Consider the following 16,975-nt stretch of genomic DNA (forward strand, 5'->3'; position numbering starts at 1 on the left):
CGCGGCTTGACGAAGCGAGAGCGGGAAAGGCGTTCGTTACGCCTGACTTCAGGTTTTAGTTCGATGCATGTCGTTGTCCCAAAACCGCTTCGCACTTTTGGGCGACAAGCATCAGTGCAGGCTGCTGGTGGTCGCGACGTCGTCCTCCGCCGAGGCGGATTGCTGGGCGTCGCTTGCAAGCTTGACCTTCAGATTCTCGGTCATGAACTGTGTGCCGGCCGCCACCACAACGTCGCCCTGTTTGAGGCCGTCCGCCACAGCGACACCGTCGGCAGTGAAGTTGGCGACCTTGATCGGGCGCGGATGGACTGTTTCGGAGGCGCGGTCGACCGTCCAGACGATCTGCTTGCCATCCTTCTCGGTCATTGCGGTCAACGGGATCGATACGAGCTGCGCCTTGCTGCCGACGGTTGCCTCGACATTGGCCGTCATGCCGAGCAGCACGCGCGGATCGTTGGGCAGCGAAACCCGGACAGCGAAGGTACGCGACTGCGGATCGGCGCTGCCGGCGACCTCGCGGACCTTGCCGTCAAGCGTCAGCCCTTCGTCCGACCAGAAGCTTGCCTTGACTTCCTTGCCGGGCTTGAACCCTGCAATATCCATCTCCGGCACCGCGATCGAAACTTCCTTCTCGCCGTCCACCGCGACCGTCATGACCGGCGTGCCGGCACCGACCACCTGGCCGACATCGGCGGAGATGGCGGTGACGATGCCGGCCTGGCTGGCCTTGAGATCGGTGTAATGGACCTGGTTCTGCGCCTGGGCCAGCGTCGAGCGGGCGGCATCGCGCGCCGCCACAGCCTGGTCGTAGGCCAGCCGCGCCTGATCGAGCTGCGACTTCGGCGCGAAGTTCTTGGCATAGAGCTGCTCGGCGCGCTTCCTGGCGAGATCGACGGTTTCGACCTGGCGTTCGGCGGCGTCCAGGCTGGCCTGCGCGCTCTTCACCGACAGCTCGTAGTCGGACGGGTCGACGCGGGCGAGCACATCGCCCTCATTCACATGCTGGCCGATATCGACCAGACGCTCGGTGACCTTGCCGGCGATGCGGAAGCCGAGGTTCATCTCGATGCGGGCGCGCACCGAACCGGAATAGTCGAGTTGGCGGGTGGTCCGCGCCTCGCCGATCTCGACCACCTTGACCGGCCGGACGACTTCCTGAACGACCTCGGCCTTTTCCTGGCTGCAGCCGGCAAGGGCAAGCGCGGCGACGACGACGCCGATGGCGGGAAGGCCGGCGGCCGGCAGCCTGCGGAGGATGGAACTGGGCAAAGACACTTTAGCACTCCCGAACTGGAGATGATCTGTCGACCGCACGCGGCGGGCGGCTTCTATTTCAAGGCTCTGATGGCGTAGTCGATAAGTTCGTCGGGCATTGCCCGGTTGGTCTTGGCAAGGCACTGCGCCACCATCTGCGGGTGGCACAGAATGACGGTGGCGGCGCCGAAGCAGCGCGCGGCGGTTTCAGGATCCTGCTGCCTGAACTCGCCTGCCTCGATGCCCTCGCGGATCACCTCGGCGAACAGGTCGTGGATACTGTTGACATGCTTGTCGATGACGGACCAGTCGCGCTCCAGCGCGACGATGACCATCTCATGCACCTTCTGCTCGTCCAGCATGGTCTCGAGCGTCATCTTGTACTGGGCATGAATATAGCGGCTCAGTCGCTCCTCGGCGCTGATCGGGAGGTGCATGATCTCATAGGCCATCTTGTAGCTGGCGCCGAGCATGCGGCCGCAGACGGCCTGGTGGATTTCGACCTTGGAGGCAAAGAAGCGGTAGATGTTGGCGGGCGACATGCCGAGCTCGCGAGCGATGTCGGCAACATTGGTCTTACCGTAGCCATAGTGGCGGAACAGGCGCTCGGCGCAGTCGAGAATGCGGGTCACATTCTCCTGTCTGGCGGGGTCTGCCACGATGTGGGCGGCTTCTGACATAACGCTTTCGTTTTGATGGGTGACGAATTTCAATTTTCATCAGTCGTAAAACGAAAGCGGCGGGGAGTCAACGCGAAATCGACGTACGCGTATAATTTGGTGACAGATGGTGACAGTTGCGAGGGCCGCGGTGAGTACGTTGACGATTAGCCATTGGCGCCTGCGACGTCGTCATCCACGGGCGGAGCAAGGAGCGAAGCGACGCGCGCAGACCCGAGGATCCATTCCGTGACGCCGGTCGAAGAACGAAGCAGATCAAGATGTTACGCCGGTCAGCACTTTCCGTCCGCTGCGGCCATTCTCAACCGCCGGAGCGCGGCCGCAAAGTAGCGGCATGGATCCTAGGGTTTCCGCAACGTCGCTTCGCGACTGCTCCACCCTAGGATGACGACGTCGCGGGCGCTGGCGCAAATTGTCGACGTCAAAGCCATGTTGGGAGGAGCGAACTACACCCCCTTCGCCATCTCCCGTAGCCGGAACTTCTGGATCTTCCCCGTCGAGGTCTTCGGGATTTCGGCAAACACCACCGCCTTCGGCACCTTGAAACGCGCCAGCAGCCCTCGGCAGTGCTCGATGATCTCGGCCTCGGTCGCGCTCTTGCCGGGCTTCAGCTCGACATAGGCGATCGGCACCTCGCCCCATTTCTCATCGGCGCGGGCAACCACACCGCAGGAGGCAACCGACGGATGCCTGTAGAGCGCGTCCTCGACCTCGATGGAGGAGATATTCTCGCCGCCCGAGATGATGATGTCCTTGGAGCGGTCCTTGAGCTGGATGTAGCCGTCGGGATGCATGACGCCGAGATCGCCGGAGTGGAACCAGCCGCCGGCGAAGGCTTCGTCGGTGGCCTTCCTGTTCTTCAGATAGCCTTTCATGACGATGTTGCCGCGGAACATGACCTCGCCAATGGTTTCGCCGTCGGCCGGCGTTTCCATCATCGTCTCCGGGTTCATCACCGTGAGGCCCTCAAGCGCTGCATAGCGCACGCCCTGGCGTGCCTTCTTCTGCGTCCTCGGTCCCTTCTCCAGCGCGTCCCACTCATAGTGCCACTCGTTGACGACCGCCGGGCCGTAGGTCTCGGTCAGGCCGTAGAGATGGGTGACGGCAAAGCCGGCATCGGCCATGCCGGACAGCACGGCCTCCGGCGGGGGCGCTGCGGCGGTGTTGAAGGTGACGGTCTGCGCGAACTGCCGCTTGTCCTCGTCCTTCGCGTTGATCAGCACCGACATGACGATCGGGGCGCCGCACAGATGGGTGACGCCGTGGTCGGCGATGGCGTCGTATATCGGCTTCGCCCGCACCCAGCGCAGGCAGACATGGGTGCCGGCCTGCACGGCCAAGGTCCAGGGGAAGCACCAGCCGTTGCAATGGAACATCGGCAGCGTCCAGAGATAAACCGCGTGCTTGGCCATGCCGGCGTGGATGGTGTTGGTGTAGGCCATCAGCGCCGCGCCGCGATGGTGATAGACGACGCCCTTCGGATTGCCCGTGGTGCCGGAGGTGTAGTTGAGCGAGATGGCGTCCCACTCGTCATCGGGCATCGACCAGACAAAGGTCTCGTCGCCGGCCGCGACGAACTCCTCGTAATCAGCTGAGCCGATCCGTTCGCCCTTCGGATAGGGTGCGTCGGCGGCATAGTCCCGATCGTCATAGTCGATGACCAATGGCTTCACCTTGGCCAAGGCCAGCGCGTCCTTGACGACGCCCGAGAACTCGCGGTCGACGATCAGCACCTTGCTGTCGGCATGGTCGAGCTGGAACGCGATGACGGCGGCGTCGAGGCGGGTGTTCAGCGAATGCAGCACCGCCTTCACCATCGGCACGCCGAAATGGGCTTCCAGCATCGGCGGCGTGTTGGACAACATCACCGTCACCGTATCGCCCTTGCCGACGCCGTGCTTCGCGAGCGCCGAGGCAAGCTTCAGCGACCGGCGCCAGAAATCGCGATAGGTGATGCGCTGGTTGCCATGAATGATGGCGATGTGGTCGGGATAGGTCTTGGCCGCGCGCTCAAGATAGGTGAGCGGCGTCAGCGGCTGGTGGTTGGCAGCGTTCCTGTCGAGATCCTGTTCGTAAGGATTGGCCATCCCGTTCTCCCCGATGTTCTTTTCGAGCTTTCTAACCTTAGGCCGGCCGTCACGCTATCCCCCTTCCACGGCTGAAAATGCTATGCTGCGCCGGCTTGGTGGAATGGCGATCCGGATTGGACCGCGCCGCGAGACGATCGCAGCTCGCGCAGGCAATTTGACTTTTGTCGAGAGCCGTGACTAATGTCAGCCGAGGAGGCGGCATGGCGATCAGACCGGCAGAACAGCTCATCCACAAGGCCGCCTGGCTTTACTATGCGCATGGCCTGCGTCAGGACGAAGTGGCGAGCCAGCTCAACATTTCGCGAGCCTCGGTCGCCATGTATCTGCGCAAGGCACGCGAGACCGGCATCGTCAACATCTCGACCTCGACCCAGCTCTTCACCGACGACGTCATGGCGCGACGGCTGGAAGATGCGTTCGATCTCGACGCCGTCTGGATCGCGCCGGAAAATGCTTACCTTGCCGATCCCTCGACCGATATCGCCGTGCTGGCGGCGAGCGTCTTTCTCGAGCTGGTGAAAAAAGGCGACCGCATCGGCGTCGCCTGGGGCCGCACCGTCTACACCATCGCCGACATCATGTCCTATGCCGACCTGCAGGACGTCACCGTGGTGCAGCTCTGCGGCAATCTCGGCGCGCCCTATTCCTACCGGCCCGACCAGTGCACGATGGAGATCGCGCGACGGCTGAATGCCAAGGGCCTCAACTTCTACGCCCCTCTGGTTCTGTCGACGGAAGGCCTGGCGCAAGGTTTGCGTGCCGAGCCGGTGATCCGCGACCAGTTGGCCGGCATCGCCGATTGCGATCTGGCGCTCTATTCCGTCGGCGCGGTCGACGCCGACAGCCATCTGGTGAAATGCGGCGCGCTGTCGGCGGCCGAGATGGAGACGTTGCGGCGCCAGGGTGCGGCCGGCGTCATCGCCGGACAGATCATCGACGCCATGGGCGAAGTGCTCGACTGCAGCTACAATAGGCGCGTCATCTCCGCCGAGCTCGCCTCGCTGCGCGCCATCGAGAAGCGGCTGATGGTGGTGCAGGAAGACACCAAGTTCGAGCCGCTGCTTGCGGCCATCGCCGGCGGGCTGTGCACGCATCTGGTGGTCGGCGCGCATATGGCCGAGCGCCTGCTTCAGCACGCCGGCGCGGCAACGAAAAAGGCCTCGTAGAAAACCACCCTCGCCGCTTCTGTCATCACGACGTCGCGGCCTTCTGTTCATGAGCAAGAAAAGACGGAATCGGACGTATCGACATGCAGAACCTTTGGAATGACGCCGACGCGGAAAAGATGGTTGCCGACTATGCCAGGAAGGGCGTCGGCCGCGACCTTGCGCTGCGCGTCTACACGACCCGCCTGCTCGGCGGCGAGCCGCGCCTGGTGCTGCATGGCGGCGGCAACACCTCCTGCAAGACCAAAGCCACCGATCTCGTCGGCGACGAATGGGACGTGCTCTGCGTCAAGGGCAGCGGCTGGGACATGGCGGTCATCGAGCCGCAAGGCCTGCCGGCGGTGAAAATGGGCGCGCTGCTCAAGGCGCGCTCCCTGGACAAGCTCTCCGACGAGGACATGGTGGCGCTGCAGCGCTCCAACCTCATCGATCCGTCCTCGCCCAACCCGTCGGTCGAAACGCTGCTTCATGCCTTCCTGCCGCACAAGTTCGTCGACCACACGCATTCGACGGCGATCCTTGCCGTCGTAGACCAGGAAGACAGCAAGGCATTGGTGAAAAAGGTGTTCGGCGACAAGATGGGTTACGTGCCCTACATCAAGCCGGGCTTCGACCTCGCCAAGGCTGCGGCGGAAATCTTCGACGCCGACCGAAAAGTCGAGGGCCTGATCCTCGACAAGCACGGCATCTTCACCTTCGGCGACGATGCCAAACAGGCCTATGACCGCATGATCCACTATGTGACCATGGCCGAGGACTATGTCGCAAAAAACGGCAAGCCGCAGCCGGCCAAGGCAGCATTGCCGGCAAAGCTTGCCAAGCCCAGCGACATCGCGCCGACGCTGCGCGGCGCCGTTGCCGTGGCGCGCGGCGAAGGCCGCTTCGACCGCATGATCAGCGACTTCCGCACCTCGGACGCGATCGTCGACTTCATCAATTCCGCCAAGATCGCCGAGCTGGCCGGGCGCGGGGTATCGACGCCGGACCTGTCGATCCGCATCAAGACCGGACCGATGGCGGTACCGGCGCCCGACATGGACAAGCTCGGCGACTACAAGGCCACCGTCCGCAGCCATGTCGATGCCTTCATCAAGGACTATACCGCCTATTTCGAAACCAATGACGCGCTGGACGACGTCAAGCGCACCATGCTCGACCCGATGCCGCGCCTGACTCTGGTGCCGGGCCTCGGCATGTTCGGCCATGGCCGCACGCTGAAGGATGCCAAGATCGCGTCGGATGTCGGCGAGATGTGGATCGAGGCGGTGCGCGGCGCGGAAGCGATCGGCAATTTCCATCCACTCTCCAAGGCCGACCTCTTCCCGCTCGAATACTGGTCTCTCGAGCAGGCCAAGCTCGCTTCGAACAAGCCGAAGCCGCTGACCGGCCAGGTGGTGCTGATCACCGGCGGCGCCGGCGCCATCGGGGCCGCGACGGCAAAACTGTTCGCGGCCAATGGCGCGCATGCCGTGATCGTCGATCTCGATCCGGCCAAGGCAGCGGAGGCGGCGAAGGCAGCCGGCAACAACTCGATCGGCGTCGGCGCCGACATCACCAAGCCGGCCGAAATGCGCGCTGCCTTCGACAAGGCAGTCTCGGTCTATGGCGGCCTCGACATCCTGGTCTCGAATGCCGGCGCTGCCTGGGAAGGCCGCATCGGCGAGCTCGACGACGCCACTTTGCGCAAAAGCTTCGAACTCAATTTCTTCGCCCACCAGTCGGCGGCGCAGAATGCGGTGCGCATCATGCTGGAACAGGGTACGGGCGGCGTGCTGCTGTTCAACACTTCCAAGCAGGCGATCAATCCCGGCCCGAAATTCGGCGCCTACGGCATCCCGAAAGCCGCGACATTGTTCCTGTCGCGGCAGTATGCGCTTGACTACGGCGCCTATGGCATCCGCTCCAACGCGGTCAACGCCGACCGCATCCGTTCGGGTCTCTTGACCGACGCGATGATCGCCAGCCGTTCCGGCGCGCGCGGCGTGTCCGAAAAAGAATACATGTCCGGCAATCTGCTGGGACAGGAAGTGACGGCCGACGACGTGGCGCAGGCCTTCCTGCACCAGGCGCTGGCCGAGCGCACCACGGCGGATGTGACGACGGTGGACGGCGGCAACATCGCGGCGGCGCTGCGCTGAGGATGTAAAGGCAGGCACTGGAGCGGTTCATTGTTTTCGCGAAACGACGAGCCGCCCAAGTCCCCTTGTCTTGACGCAGTTTGAATCGAAGGCCTTTGACGCTTCTGCTGAAGAACTGCTCGTACCCGTCAAAATCCACACCAATCCTTCGGGTATTGCTCAGCCAGTTTAAGGGCGCCTCGTGTTCGCATGCGGGGCTCCAACCCTGATCATTGGTGGAGCTCCAGATGGCGGCGAAAAAACTTCGTATCGGCGTGCTGTTCGGCGGGCGCTCCGCCGAGCATGAGGTATCGCTGCTTTCGGCAACCAACGTCATGGCTGCTTTGGAGCCCGCGAAATACGACGCCGTGCCGATCTTCGTCACCCGCGAAGGGCAATGGCTGCTGAGCCGTTTCGAGGACGGCGCGCTGGCGGCGCCGTCGGCCGGCACGCAGCTCTGCCTGGTGCCGGGCGGCCATGGACGGATGCTGGCGATCCCCGCCGGCGGCGTGCCTCACGAACTGCTCGCCATCGATATCCTGTTTCCGGTGCTGCACGGCCTGCATGGCGAGGACGGCGCGGTGCAGGGCCTGGCCGAGGTGGCACGCGTGCCGCTCGCCGGTTGCGGCATATTGGGTTCCGCCGCGGCCCTCGACAAGGACGTCGCCAAGCGGCTGCTGAAAGCGGCCGGACTGCCTGTGGCGCGCTCGGTGACGATCGGTGAAGGTGCCGCGCCTTCGCTCGCCGAACTGGAAGACCAACTCGGCCTGCCGCTGTTCATCAAGCCGGCGCGGCAGGGCTCGTCGGTCGGCGTCGCGAAGGTCAATGCCAGCCAAGAATTCGATCGGGCGCTCGAGGAAGCATTCCAGCACGATCGCAAGCTGCTGGCAGAGGAATTCGTCCGTGGCCGCGAGATCGAATACAGCGTCCTGGAGAGTCCCGCGGGCGAACTCTTCGTCTCGCGGCCGGGCGAGATCGTGCCTGCGGAGAGCCACGGTTTCTACAACTACAACGCCAAATATATCGACGAGAATGGCGCGGCCTTGATCGTGCCAGCCGAGCTGCCGCAGGAGGTCGAGGATGCCATGCGCGATGCGGCTGCAAGAGCGTTCAGGGCGCTCGGTTGCGACGGCATGGCCCGCGTCGACTTTTTCCTGATGCCGGACATGAATTTCCTGATCAACGAGCTCAACACGATTCCCGGCTTCACCAACATCAGCATGTATGCCAAGGCTATGGCGGCGAGCGGCGTCAGCTATCCGGAGGTCATCGACCGTCTGGTGGCGCATGGGCTGGCGCGCGCCGGCCGGTGAAAAAGACCTAAGAATACGAAATCCCGGCAGCGGCCAGTTGGCCATGTCGCCACATCACTCCGGCAGGCCGGCCATGCGGAAGCCGTCGACGAAATGCTCGAGCATCGCGTCGTCGCGAAAGGGCTCCGTCTCGACCCAGCGCCGCGTGGAGAAATGCGGATTGCCGACGAGGAACAGCGCGACCTCGGTGCGCGCCTCGTCGAGACGGCCGAGCTGCGCCAGGCTTGCCGCCAGAAAGCGGCGCGAACTCGTGCGGTAAGTCTCGTCGCGACGCAGCGTCTCGACGGCGGCCTCATAGTCACGGGCCGCATATTGCGCCTGGCCGAGCGTCAGATAATACCAGCTCGGCGGAAAGGGGTTGAGCCGGAAGGCCTTGCGGATGTGCTCCAGGCCGTCGCTTATCCGCCCGCCCAGCACGTCGATATCGGACAATGTCGCCCAAATGTCGGCTTCGTTCGGATCGAGCTCGATCGCCTTGGCGAATTCCGCCTCGGACCGTTCGAAATCGCGTTCATAGGCAAGAAGGTTCGCCAGAACCCAGCGGCAACCGGCATCGTTGGGATCGATCGCCACAGCCTTGCGCGCTAGTTCCAGGGCCGTGCTGCGGGCAGGCTCGAACGGCTCGCCCCAATGCACCCAGCCCATCCAATGGTTCATCGCGAGCCAGCGATAGGCTTCGGCGTAGTCCGGATCGAGCGAGACCGCGCGCGTCAGCATCAGATGCGCTTCGCGCGCCATTTGCGGCGACTCGTCGAACAGTTTTCGCGCCCGCACGACGAGATCATAGGCTTCGAGGCTCTTCGGCCGGTTGCGCTCCGGCAATGCGCGCAGCCGCCCGAGCAGCGCCTCGACGATTTTGGCCGTCGCTTCGTCCTGAACGGCGAAAATGTCCTCAAGGCTGCGATCGAAACGCTCCGCCCAGAGATGCTCGCCGCTCAGCGCATCGATCAACTGGGCATTGATGCGCACCCGCCCCGCGGCGCGCCTGGCGCTGCCTTCCAGCAGGTATCGTACGCCGAGCTGCGCGGCGATGGCGCGCACATCCATGGCCTTGCCCTTATAGGCAAAGACCGAGTTGCGCGCGATGACGAAGAGGCCCGGGATTCGGGAGAGATCGGTGATCAGGTCTTCGGTCAGGCCGTCGGCGAAAGAGTCCTGCTCGGGATCGCTGCTCAGATTGACGAAGGGCAGCACGGCAATCGACGGCTTGTCGGGCAGCGGCAAGGGTTTGCGTGGGGCATCGGGCCGTTCGACGGTGCCGGTGAAGCGGTAGCCGACGCGCGGCACCGTGGCGATCCATTCACCGCCACCGGTCGCCGGACCAAGCAGCTTCCTGAGCTGCGCGATCTGGACGGTGAGATTGCCTTCCTCGACGGCGGTGCCCGGCCAGGCCGCATCCATCAGCTCGGCCTTGGCCAGGATCTCGCCCGGACGCGCGACGAGCGCCTCCAGCAGCTTCAGCCCGCGATGGCCGGCTGCGACGGGAACATCGCCCCGGAGCAGCGTTCCCGCGCCCGGATCAAGCACGAACGGTCCGAAAGCGAAGCGCGATCCCTGCATGCGGCGATCTATAGAGCAATTCCAGGAAAATTGTGAAGCGGTTAAGTTCGGCGACTTCGCCGTAACCATCCGTCCGGAATTGCGTAAAAACAAAGGGATAGAGCGGTTCGCCGTTTCCGTGAAACGGTGAAACGCTCTAACCGATTTGGAAGTTTTGAGAACTATTTGGGACGGCTTAATTACGCCGCCGGCCGACTGCGGCACACTGCAATCTCAATCAGGTCGAGGGTTTCAAAACCCTCATTCGATGGAGGTTGCCATGAACGATAGCTTCACGCCCTCTACGTGTCTGGCGGCGGCGCCGGCAATGCGCTCAAGGCGCGGGCGTTTCAGCCTGGCGGCCTTGCGCAGCCTTATCGCCGAGCGGCGCAAGCAGGCCCATTTCCGCTTCGAGCTCAAGCGCATGGCGACGGACAATCCGCATCTGATCGACGACCTCGGGCTGACGAGGAAAGAGGTCGAGGCGGAGATCGCCAAGCTGCCCTTCTGGCAGCGATAAAACCGCCTTGAGCCGGCTGAAAAGGCAGAGAGCGGCCCATTGGACCGCTCTCTTCATTTGCGACCGTCCGAACCTTACTTGGCGTTTGGGTTCGGCATCCAGGCCGGCATCGCAACATCGGCATGGGCGAACTGCGGCAGCTTGGCCGACAGGTCTTCCATGTTCTTGATGTCCTTGTCGATCAGCTCCTTCTGGGTGATCAGCGTCGGCGGCACGATGACGTTGTGGCCGGGATCCTCGCCGGCGAGCAGCTGCGCCAGCGCGCGCACCGAGACCTGGCCGACGACGGCCGGGTTGGTGGCGGCGGTCGCCGCCCAGGCGCTGTCCGGCTCGCGCATAGCGGCGATGTCCGAGGTCGAGATATCGGCCGAATAGATCTTGATGCCCTTGTTCAGGCCCGCCTCGTCGACGGCGATCTTCACGCCCTTGGCGAACTCGTCATAGGGCGCGAACATCACCTTGATGTCGGGATGCGCCTGCAGCACCGAGCGCGCCTGGTTGGCGACGGAGTTGGCGATCGGGTTGTCGAGCGTGCCGAACATGGCGACCTCGTTGATGCCCGAATACTTCTTCTTCACGTCGACCCAGGTCTCGTTGCGGCGGTCGAGCGGAGCGATGCCGGCGACATAGACATAGCCGGCCTTCCAGCTCTCGCCATTGTCCTTGACCGCCTGCTCGAGCGCGAGCTTCGCCAAGTCGCGGTCGGACTGCTCGACCTGCGGGATCTTCGGGTTCTCGACATTGACGTCGAAGGCGACGACCTTGATGCCGGCATCGACAGCGCGCTGGGCGGCGTCCTTCATCGATTCCGTCAGGCCGTGCTGGATGATGATGCCCTGCACGCCGAGCGCGATCGCCTGGTCGACCATATCGGCCTGGAGCGCTGCGTCCTGGCGGCTATCCAGCACGCGCAGGTCGACGCCGAGCGCCTTGGCCTGCGCCTCGACGCCGGAGAGATAGGCCTGGAAGAAGTCGCCGGTCGACAGATAGCGCACCAGCGCGATCTTGACGCCCGGCTTGTCGAACGGCGCCGGACGGTCCGCGGCAAGCGCCGTTCCCTGCATCAGCAGCGCCGCACCGGCGAGGCCGAGTGCCGCCTTCCCCAAAAGTCTTCTTGTGATGCTCACTTCGTTTTCCTCCATTTGTTATGCCCGGTCGAAACTATCTCTTGCCCCTGCCGGAAAGGGCGAAGGTGAAGACAAGGGCGACGACAAGCACCGCGCCCTTGACGAAATCCTGCGTGTAGTAAGGGGCGTTCATCATCGTCAGGCCTTGCAGCAGGACGCCGACGAACACCGCGCCGACAGCCGTGCCGAAGGCGTTGGGCTTGGCGGCGCCAAGCACCGCGTAGCCGATGAGCGCCGCCGCGACTGCGTCGAGCAAGAGATTATTACCCGAGGCGATGTCGCCGCGTCCAAGTCGGGCGGCGAGCAAAATCCCGCCGATCGAGGCAAAAACTCCCGAAATCACATAAGCCCAGATCTTGTATGCCTTGACAGGCGCGCCGGCGAGCTCGGCCGCCCTCTCATTGCTGCCGACGGCATACATCATGCGGCCGAAGCGGGTGTATTCGAGGAAGAACCAGATCAGCGCCGCGAGCACGACGAGCACGACCACCGAAACAGGGATCAGGTTTGGGATGAAGAAGTCGATGCGGTGGCGGCCGAGCGCCAGGAACGCCTCGGAGAACTTGCCGTTGGCGACCGAGCCGTCGGGCATGGTCATGCCGGTGGCGATCGAGCGGCCTTCCGTCGGAATGCGCTGCAGGCCGAGCAGCAGGAACATCATGCCGAGCGTGGCCAGCAGGTCGGGCACGCGCATATAGACGATCAGCCAGCCATTGATCAGGCCGACGATGACGCCGATGACAAGGCAGGCGATGACCGCGACGATCGCGTTCTGCTCAAGCACGACCATGGCGTAGGAGGCCGCCATCATGGCGCTTGTGGCGACCGAGCCGATCGAGAGATCGAAGCCGCCGACGACAAGCGTCGCGGTGACGCCGAGCGCCAGCACGCCGGTGATGGCCACCGACTGGAAGATGAAGACGGCGCTCTGCGGCGACGCAAAACCATCGGCGGCGACCGCGAAATAGGCGATCAACCCGACCAGCAGGACGATGAAGCCGTAGCGGATGGCGTAATCGCGCAATGTCATCGAACGCTCCCGCGCCGTTGCCTTGCCCGCCAAACTGGAACTCATGCCTGCACTCCGAGTCTCATCATCCTGCGATCTCACGCCGCGCTGTGAAGCGGTCCGCCGGCCACTTCCGCCAGCAGCCGGTCGAGATCGATGTCATCGTTGCGGTGCTCGCCGACGATCGTGTGTTCCGACATCACCAGGATGCGGTCGGCGGTCTCCAGCGCCTCGTCGAGCTCGGTAACGAAGATCAGCGTCGCGCGGCCGTCGGCGCTTGCCCTCAGCTTGGCGGCGATGTCGCGACGCGCCGAAATGTCGACACCCTGGAAAGGCTCGTCGAGGATGAAGAGGCGCGAGGCCTGCGACATCCAGCGCGCCACCATTACCTTCTGCTGGTTGCCGCCGGAGAGCGCCGACAGCTCGTCCTTCTCCGAGCGGCAGACGATCCCCAGCTCGTCGATTTGGCGGCGAGCGGCGAGCCGCTCGGCGCGCTTCTTCATGACGCCGAAGCCCGACATGCGCTTGAGGAACGGCAGGCTGATGTTGCGTTCAATGTTGAAGCCGCCGACGATGCCGCTCGCGGCGCGGTCCTTGGCGACCAGGAAGACGCCGGCGGCGATCGCCTCGCGCGCCGAGCCCGGCGCGTAGGGCTTGCCGTCCATGTGCATGGTGCCGGCGAGCGGCCGGCGCACGCCGAACAGCGTTTCCGCCAAAGCCGTCTTGCCGACGCCGACCAGGCCGGTGATCGCCACCACCTCGCCGGCGCCGAGCGTCATCGAGATCGGCCGCGAACCTTGCGCCAGCCGCAGGCCCTCGGCGGTGAACAGGGCTCGGTCCGAGCTTCTTGCAACGACCCTGTCGAGATGGATCTTGCGGCCGAGCATGGCGTTGACCGCGCCCTCATAGTCGAGCGGCTTGTTATCGAAGAGGCCGGAGATGACGCCGTCGCGCATCGACACGATGCGGTCGGCCAGCCGCCTGATGTCGGACATGCGGTGCGAGATATAGAGGATGGCGACGCCCTGGCCGCGCAGCCGGTCGATCAGCGAGAACAACCGATCGGCCTCGGCGCTCGACAGCGAGGAGGTCGGCTCGTCGAGGATCAGCACCTTGGGCTTATGCGCCATGGCGCGGGCGATGGCCACCATCTGCCGATCCGCCAACGACAAGTCGCTGACGCGCGCCTTGAGGTCGAGGGCGAGCCCCATGCGGTCGGCGACCGCCCTCGCCTCAGCCCGGACATTGGCAGGCTTGAACAGCAACGACGCACCTTTGCCGCTCAGCCGATCGAGCGTCAGATTGGTGGCGACATCGAGGTCGGCGACCACACCGTCATTGATGTTCTGGTGCACGGTGACGACACCGGCGCGGATGGCTTCGGCGGGTGTCTGCGGGTCGAAGGCCTTGCCGGCAAGCCGCATCGAGCCTGCGCCGTGCTCGTAGACGCCGCTGATGATCTTGACCAGGGTGGATTTGCCAGCGCCGTTGGCGCCCATGAGCACGGTCACCTCGCCCGCAAAGAGGTCGAGCGAGATGCCGCCAAGCACCTCGTTCTGGCCGAAGGATTTCCTCAGGCCCTCCACATGGAACACGGCATCTGCGCCCATCCATTCCTCCCGGATGGTGACGCTATGGGCTCATCCGGCAATTGTCAACACGATTGACATTTGCCAGATCGCTTCCTAGCTTGGCCCCGCCGCCGTGGCTCCGCTATCGTCGGAAACCACGCGCAGGAGGGAGAGCATGACCGGGAAGTTCGAAGCATTGTCGGTGGAGGCGCTGCCGAAGCGCCTTGGCGAGACCGCGGCGCTTACGACGCGCATCGGCAAGGACACTCGCCGCTGGAAGGTACGCGAGGTTGGCGACGGCAATCTGAACCTCGTCTTCATCGTCGAAGGCGACCAGGGTGCGGCGGTGGTCAAGCAGGCGCTGCCCTATGTGCGGCTGGTCGGCGACAGCTGGCCGCTGCCCTTAAAACGCTCCTTCTTCGAATATCATGCTCTGACCCGGCAGGAGCGCCGTGCGCCCGGCTCGGTGCCGGCGATCTACCATTTTGACGAGAGCCAGGCGCTGATCGTGATGGAGTATCTGGCGCCGCCGCACATCATCCTCAGGCGGGCGCTGATCGACGGCCGCGAATTGCCGAATATCGCACGCGACATCGGCCTGTTCATGGCGCGCACACTGTTCCGCGGCTCCGACCTGTCGATGGCAGCCAAGGAGCGCAAGGCCGATCTCGCGCTGTTCGCCGACAATGTCGAGCTGTGCGACATCACCGAGAACCTGGTGTTCTCCGACCCCTATTTCGACGCCAAGATGAACCGCCATACCTCGCCGCAGCTCGACGGCCTGGTCGCTGAGCTGCGCGCCGACCGCGATCTCAAGGTCGAGGCGCAGCGGCTGAAGCATCTGTTCGCCGCCAATGCCGAGACGCTGCTGCATGGCGACCTGCATTCCGGCTCGATCATGGTGACCGACAGCGAGACCCGGATGATCGATCCGGAATTCGCCTTCTACGGCCCGATCGCCTTCGACGTCGGCATGCTGCTCGCCAATTTCTGGATGGCCTTCTTCTCGCAACGCGGCCACGAGGAGAACGGCAGCCGCGACTCCATGCGCGCCTATCTGCTCGGCGTCACGGCTGAGACCTGGGCGACCTTCCGCGCCGAGTTCTCGCATCTGTGGCGGACCGAGCGCAGCGGCATGCTCTACCAGCGGAGCCTGTTCGAGGATCAGGGCGACCTGCTCGGGTCCGAGCAGGCGCTCGACCACATGCTGCATTCCATCTGGACCGACCTGCTCGGCTTTGCCGGCATCGAGGTGCACCGGCGCATCCTGGGTCTCGCCCACAATGCCGATTTCGAGACCATTGCCGATCAAGACCTGCGCGCCAGATGTGAAGCCAAGGCTTTGCGCTTCGGCCGCCATATCGCCGTCAACCGGCGCCAGATCCACAGCATCGACGAGGTCAATAAGCTGGCCGCGCTGATCGAACAGGAGAAGAGCCTTTGAACGTCGGCGAACGCCACTATCGCACCATCTGGCTCAGCGACGACAAGCGCTCGGTCGAGATCATCGACCAGCGGTGGCTGCCGCATGAGTTCCGCATCGAAAAGATCGGAAGCGTCGCCGGCATCGCCACCGCGATCCGCGACATGTGGGTGCGCGGCGCGCCGCTGATCGGCGTCACCGCCGCCTATGGCGTCGCCATCCAGATGAAAGACGATCCGTCGGACGAAGCGCTCGACGCGGTGTGGGAGACGCTGCACCAGACACGGCCGACGGCCATCAATCTGCGCTGGGCTCTGGACGAGATGCGCCGGCACCTAAAGCCGCTCGCGCCTGCAGAGCGTGCCGAAGCGGCCTACAGGCGGGCCGCCGAGATCGCCGACGAGGATGTCGGGCTGAACCGCGCCATCGGCGAAAACGGGCTTGCGATCATCAAGGAGATTGCGGCACGCAAGCAGCCGGGCGAGAGCGTCAACATTCTCACCCATTGCAATGCCGGCTGGCTGGCGACGGTCGATTACGGCACCGCCACCGCGCCGATCTACCTGGCGACCGAGGCCGGCATTCCGGTGCATGTCTATGTCGACGAGACGAGGCCGCGCAACCAAGGCGCCCAGCTGACCGCCTGGGAGATGGCCGGGCACGGCGTGCCGCACACGCTGATCGTCGACAATGCCGGCGGCCACCTGATGCAGCGCGGCGATATCGACATGGTGATCGTCGGCACCGACCGCACCACGGCCGATGGCGATGTCTGCAACAAGATCGGCACCTATCTCAAGGCGCTCGCGGCCGCCGACAACGACGTGCCCTTCTATGTCGCGCTCCCCTCGCCCACCATCGACTGGACCGTGGCCGACGGGCTCGCCGAAATCCCGATCGAGCAGCGCTCGGGCGACGAGGTATCGCTGGTCTGGGGAAAGACGGCCGACGGAAAGGTCGCGCAGGTGCGTGTCTCACCGGATGCGACACCGGCGGCGAACCCAGCCTTCGACGTGACGCCGGCGCGGCTGGTGACAGGGCTCATTACAGAGCGCGGCGTGGCGAAGGCCTCGCGCGAGGGGCTGAAAGCGATGTTCCCGGAGCGTGGGTGACTAGCTGATCTTTTCCCTCGTGGGCAGATGTCCGGCAGGACAGGTGGGGGCACT

At 64.3% G+C, this 16,975-nt stretch carries 13 protein-coding genes; 6 read left to right on the top strand and 7 right to left on the bottom strand.

Annotated elements, in window-relative coordinates; genetic code table 11:
* Window positions 1–111 precede the first annotated feature (111 nt).
* The 3 genes from LB552_RS11430 to LB552_RS11440 form a co-directional block, all read right to left on the bottom strand.
* A complete protein-coding gene (locus tag LB552_RS11430) occupies window positions 112–1,245 on the bottom strand; it encodes an efflux RND transporter periplasmic adaptor subunit (RefSeq protein ID WP_411965917.1) in 1,134 nt (377 codons plus the stop codon).
* An 83-nt stretch (window positions 1,246–1,328) separates the two neighbouring features.
* Window positions 1,329–1,934, bottom strand: a complete 606-nt coding sequence (locus tag LB552_RS11435) for a TetR family transcriptional regulator (RefSeq protein WP_224605432.1) — start codon at window positions 1,932–1,934, stop codon at window positions 1,329–1,331.
* Window positions 1,935–2,380: 446 nt separating this feature from the next.
* Window positions 2,381–4,021 carry an acyl-CoA synthetase gene (locus LB552_RS11440; protein WP_224605435.1) on the bottom strand — a complete coding sequence of 547 codons (1,641 nt, stop codon included), beginning with the start codon at window positions 4,019–4,021 and terminating at the stop codon, window positions 2,381–2,383.
* Between the two features lie 203 nt (window positions 4,022–4,224).
* Between LB552_RS11440 and LB552_RS11445 the strand changes: the two genes are divergently transcribed.
* From LB552_RS11445 to LB552_RS11455, 3 genes are all read left to right on the top strand, one after another.
* Window positions 4,225–5,190, top strand: a complete 966-nt coding sequence (locus tag LB552_RS11445) for a sugar-binding transcriptional regulator (protein ID WP_224601179.1) — start codon at window positions 4,225–4,227, stop codon at window positions 5,188–5,190.
* Window positions 5,191–5,273: 83 nt separating this feature from the next.
* Window positions 5,274–7,328: a bifunctional aldolase/short-chain dehydrogenase gene (locus tag LB552_RS11450; RefSeq protein WP_224605438.1), complete on the top strand. Its 2,055-nt coding sequence runs from the start codon at window positions 5,274–5,276 to the stop codon at window positions 7,326–7,328.
* Between the two features lie 227 nt (window positions 7,329–7,555).
* A complete protein-coding gene (locus tag LB552_RS11455) occupies window positions 7,556–8,620 on the top strand; it encodes a D-alanine--D-alanine ligase family protein (RefSeq protein WP_224601175.1) in 1,065 nt (354 codons plus the stop codon).
* Window positions 8,621–8,674: 54 nt separating this feature from the next.
* Here LB552_RS11455 and LB552_RS11460 read toward each other — a convergent pair whose 3' ends face one another.
* Entirely contained in the window at window positions 8,675–10,180 is a 1,506-nt protein-coding gene (locus LB552_RS11460) for a winged helix-turn-helix domain-containing tetratricopeptide repeat protein (RefSeq protein WP_224605442.1), read from the bottom strand.
* 259 nt (window positions 10,181–10,439) lie between these two features.
* On the opposite strand from LB552_RS11460, the gene LB552_RS11465 reads away from it, so the two are divergent.
* Window positions 10,440–10,679, top strand: coding sequence for a DUF1127 domain-containing protein (locus LB552_RS11465; RefSeq protein ID WP_318012030.1), 240 nt, complete (start codon window positions 10,440–10,442; stop codon window positions 10,677–10,679).
* A gap of 74 nt (window positions 10,680–10,753) precedes the next feature.
* On the opposite strand, the gene LB552_RS11470 is transcribed toward LB552_RS11465, so the two are convergent.
* The 3 genes from LB552_RS11470 to LB552_RS11480 form a co-directional block, all read right to left on the bottom strand.
* Complete coding sequence (locus LB552_RS11470) at window positions 10,754–11,806, bottom strand: substrate-binding domain-containing protein (RefSeq protein WP_140844255.1); 1,053 nt, start codon at window positions 11,804–11,806, stop codon at window positions 10,754–10,756.
* Window positions 11,807–11,840: 34 nt separating this feature from the next.
* Window positions 11,841–12,836 (bottom strand): ABC transporter permease, encoded by a 996-nt coding sequence (locus tag LB552_RS11475; protein ID WP_224517907.1) that lies wholly within the window; start codon window positions 12,834–12,836, stop codon window positions 11,841–11,843.
* Between the two features lie 77 nt (window positions 12,837–12,913).
* A complete protein-coding gene (locus tag LB552_RS11480; RefSeq protein ID WP_224605443.1) occupies window positions 12,914–14,425 on the bottom strand; it encodes a sugar ABC transporter ATP-binding protein in 1,512 nt (503 codons plus the stop codon).
* A 136-nt stretch (window positions 14,426–14,561) separates the two neighbouring features.
* Here LB552_RS11480 and mtnK point away from each other — a divergent pair, with 136 nt between their 5' ends.
* Both mtnK and mtnA read left to right on the top strand, forming a co-directional pair.
* Complete coding sequence (mtnK, locus tag LB552_RS11485) at window positions 14,562–15,830, top strand: S-methyl-5-thioribose kinase (protein ID WP_224605445.1); 1,269 nt, start codon at window positions 14,562–14,564, stop codon at window positions 15,828–15,830.
* Window positions 15,827–16,921, top strand: a complete 1,095-nt coding sequence (mtnA, locus tag LB552_RS11490) for an S-methyl-5-thioribose-1-phosphate isomerase (RefSeq protein ID WP_224605447.1) — start codon at window positions 15,827–15,829, stop codon at window positions 16,919–16,921. Before mtnK ends, mtnA begins: the two co-directional genes overlap by 4 nt.
* Window positions 16,922–16,975 lie beyond the last annotated feature (54 nt).

It is taken from the genome of Mesorhizobium sp. CA7 (genome assembly GCF_020165015.1).
Taxonomy (GTDB): Bacteria; Pseudomonadota; Alphaproteobacteria; order Rhizobiales; family Rhizobiaceae; genus Mesorhizobium.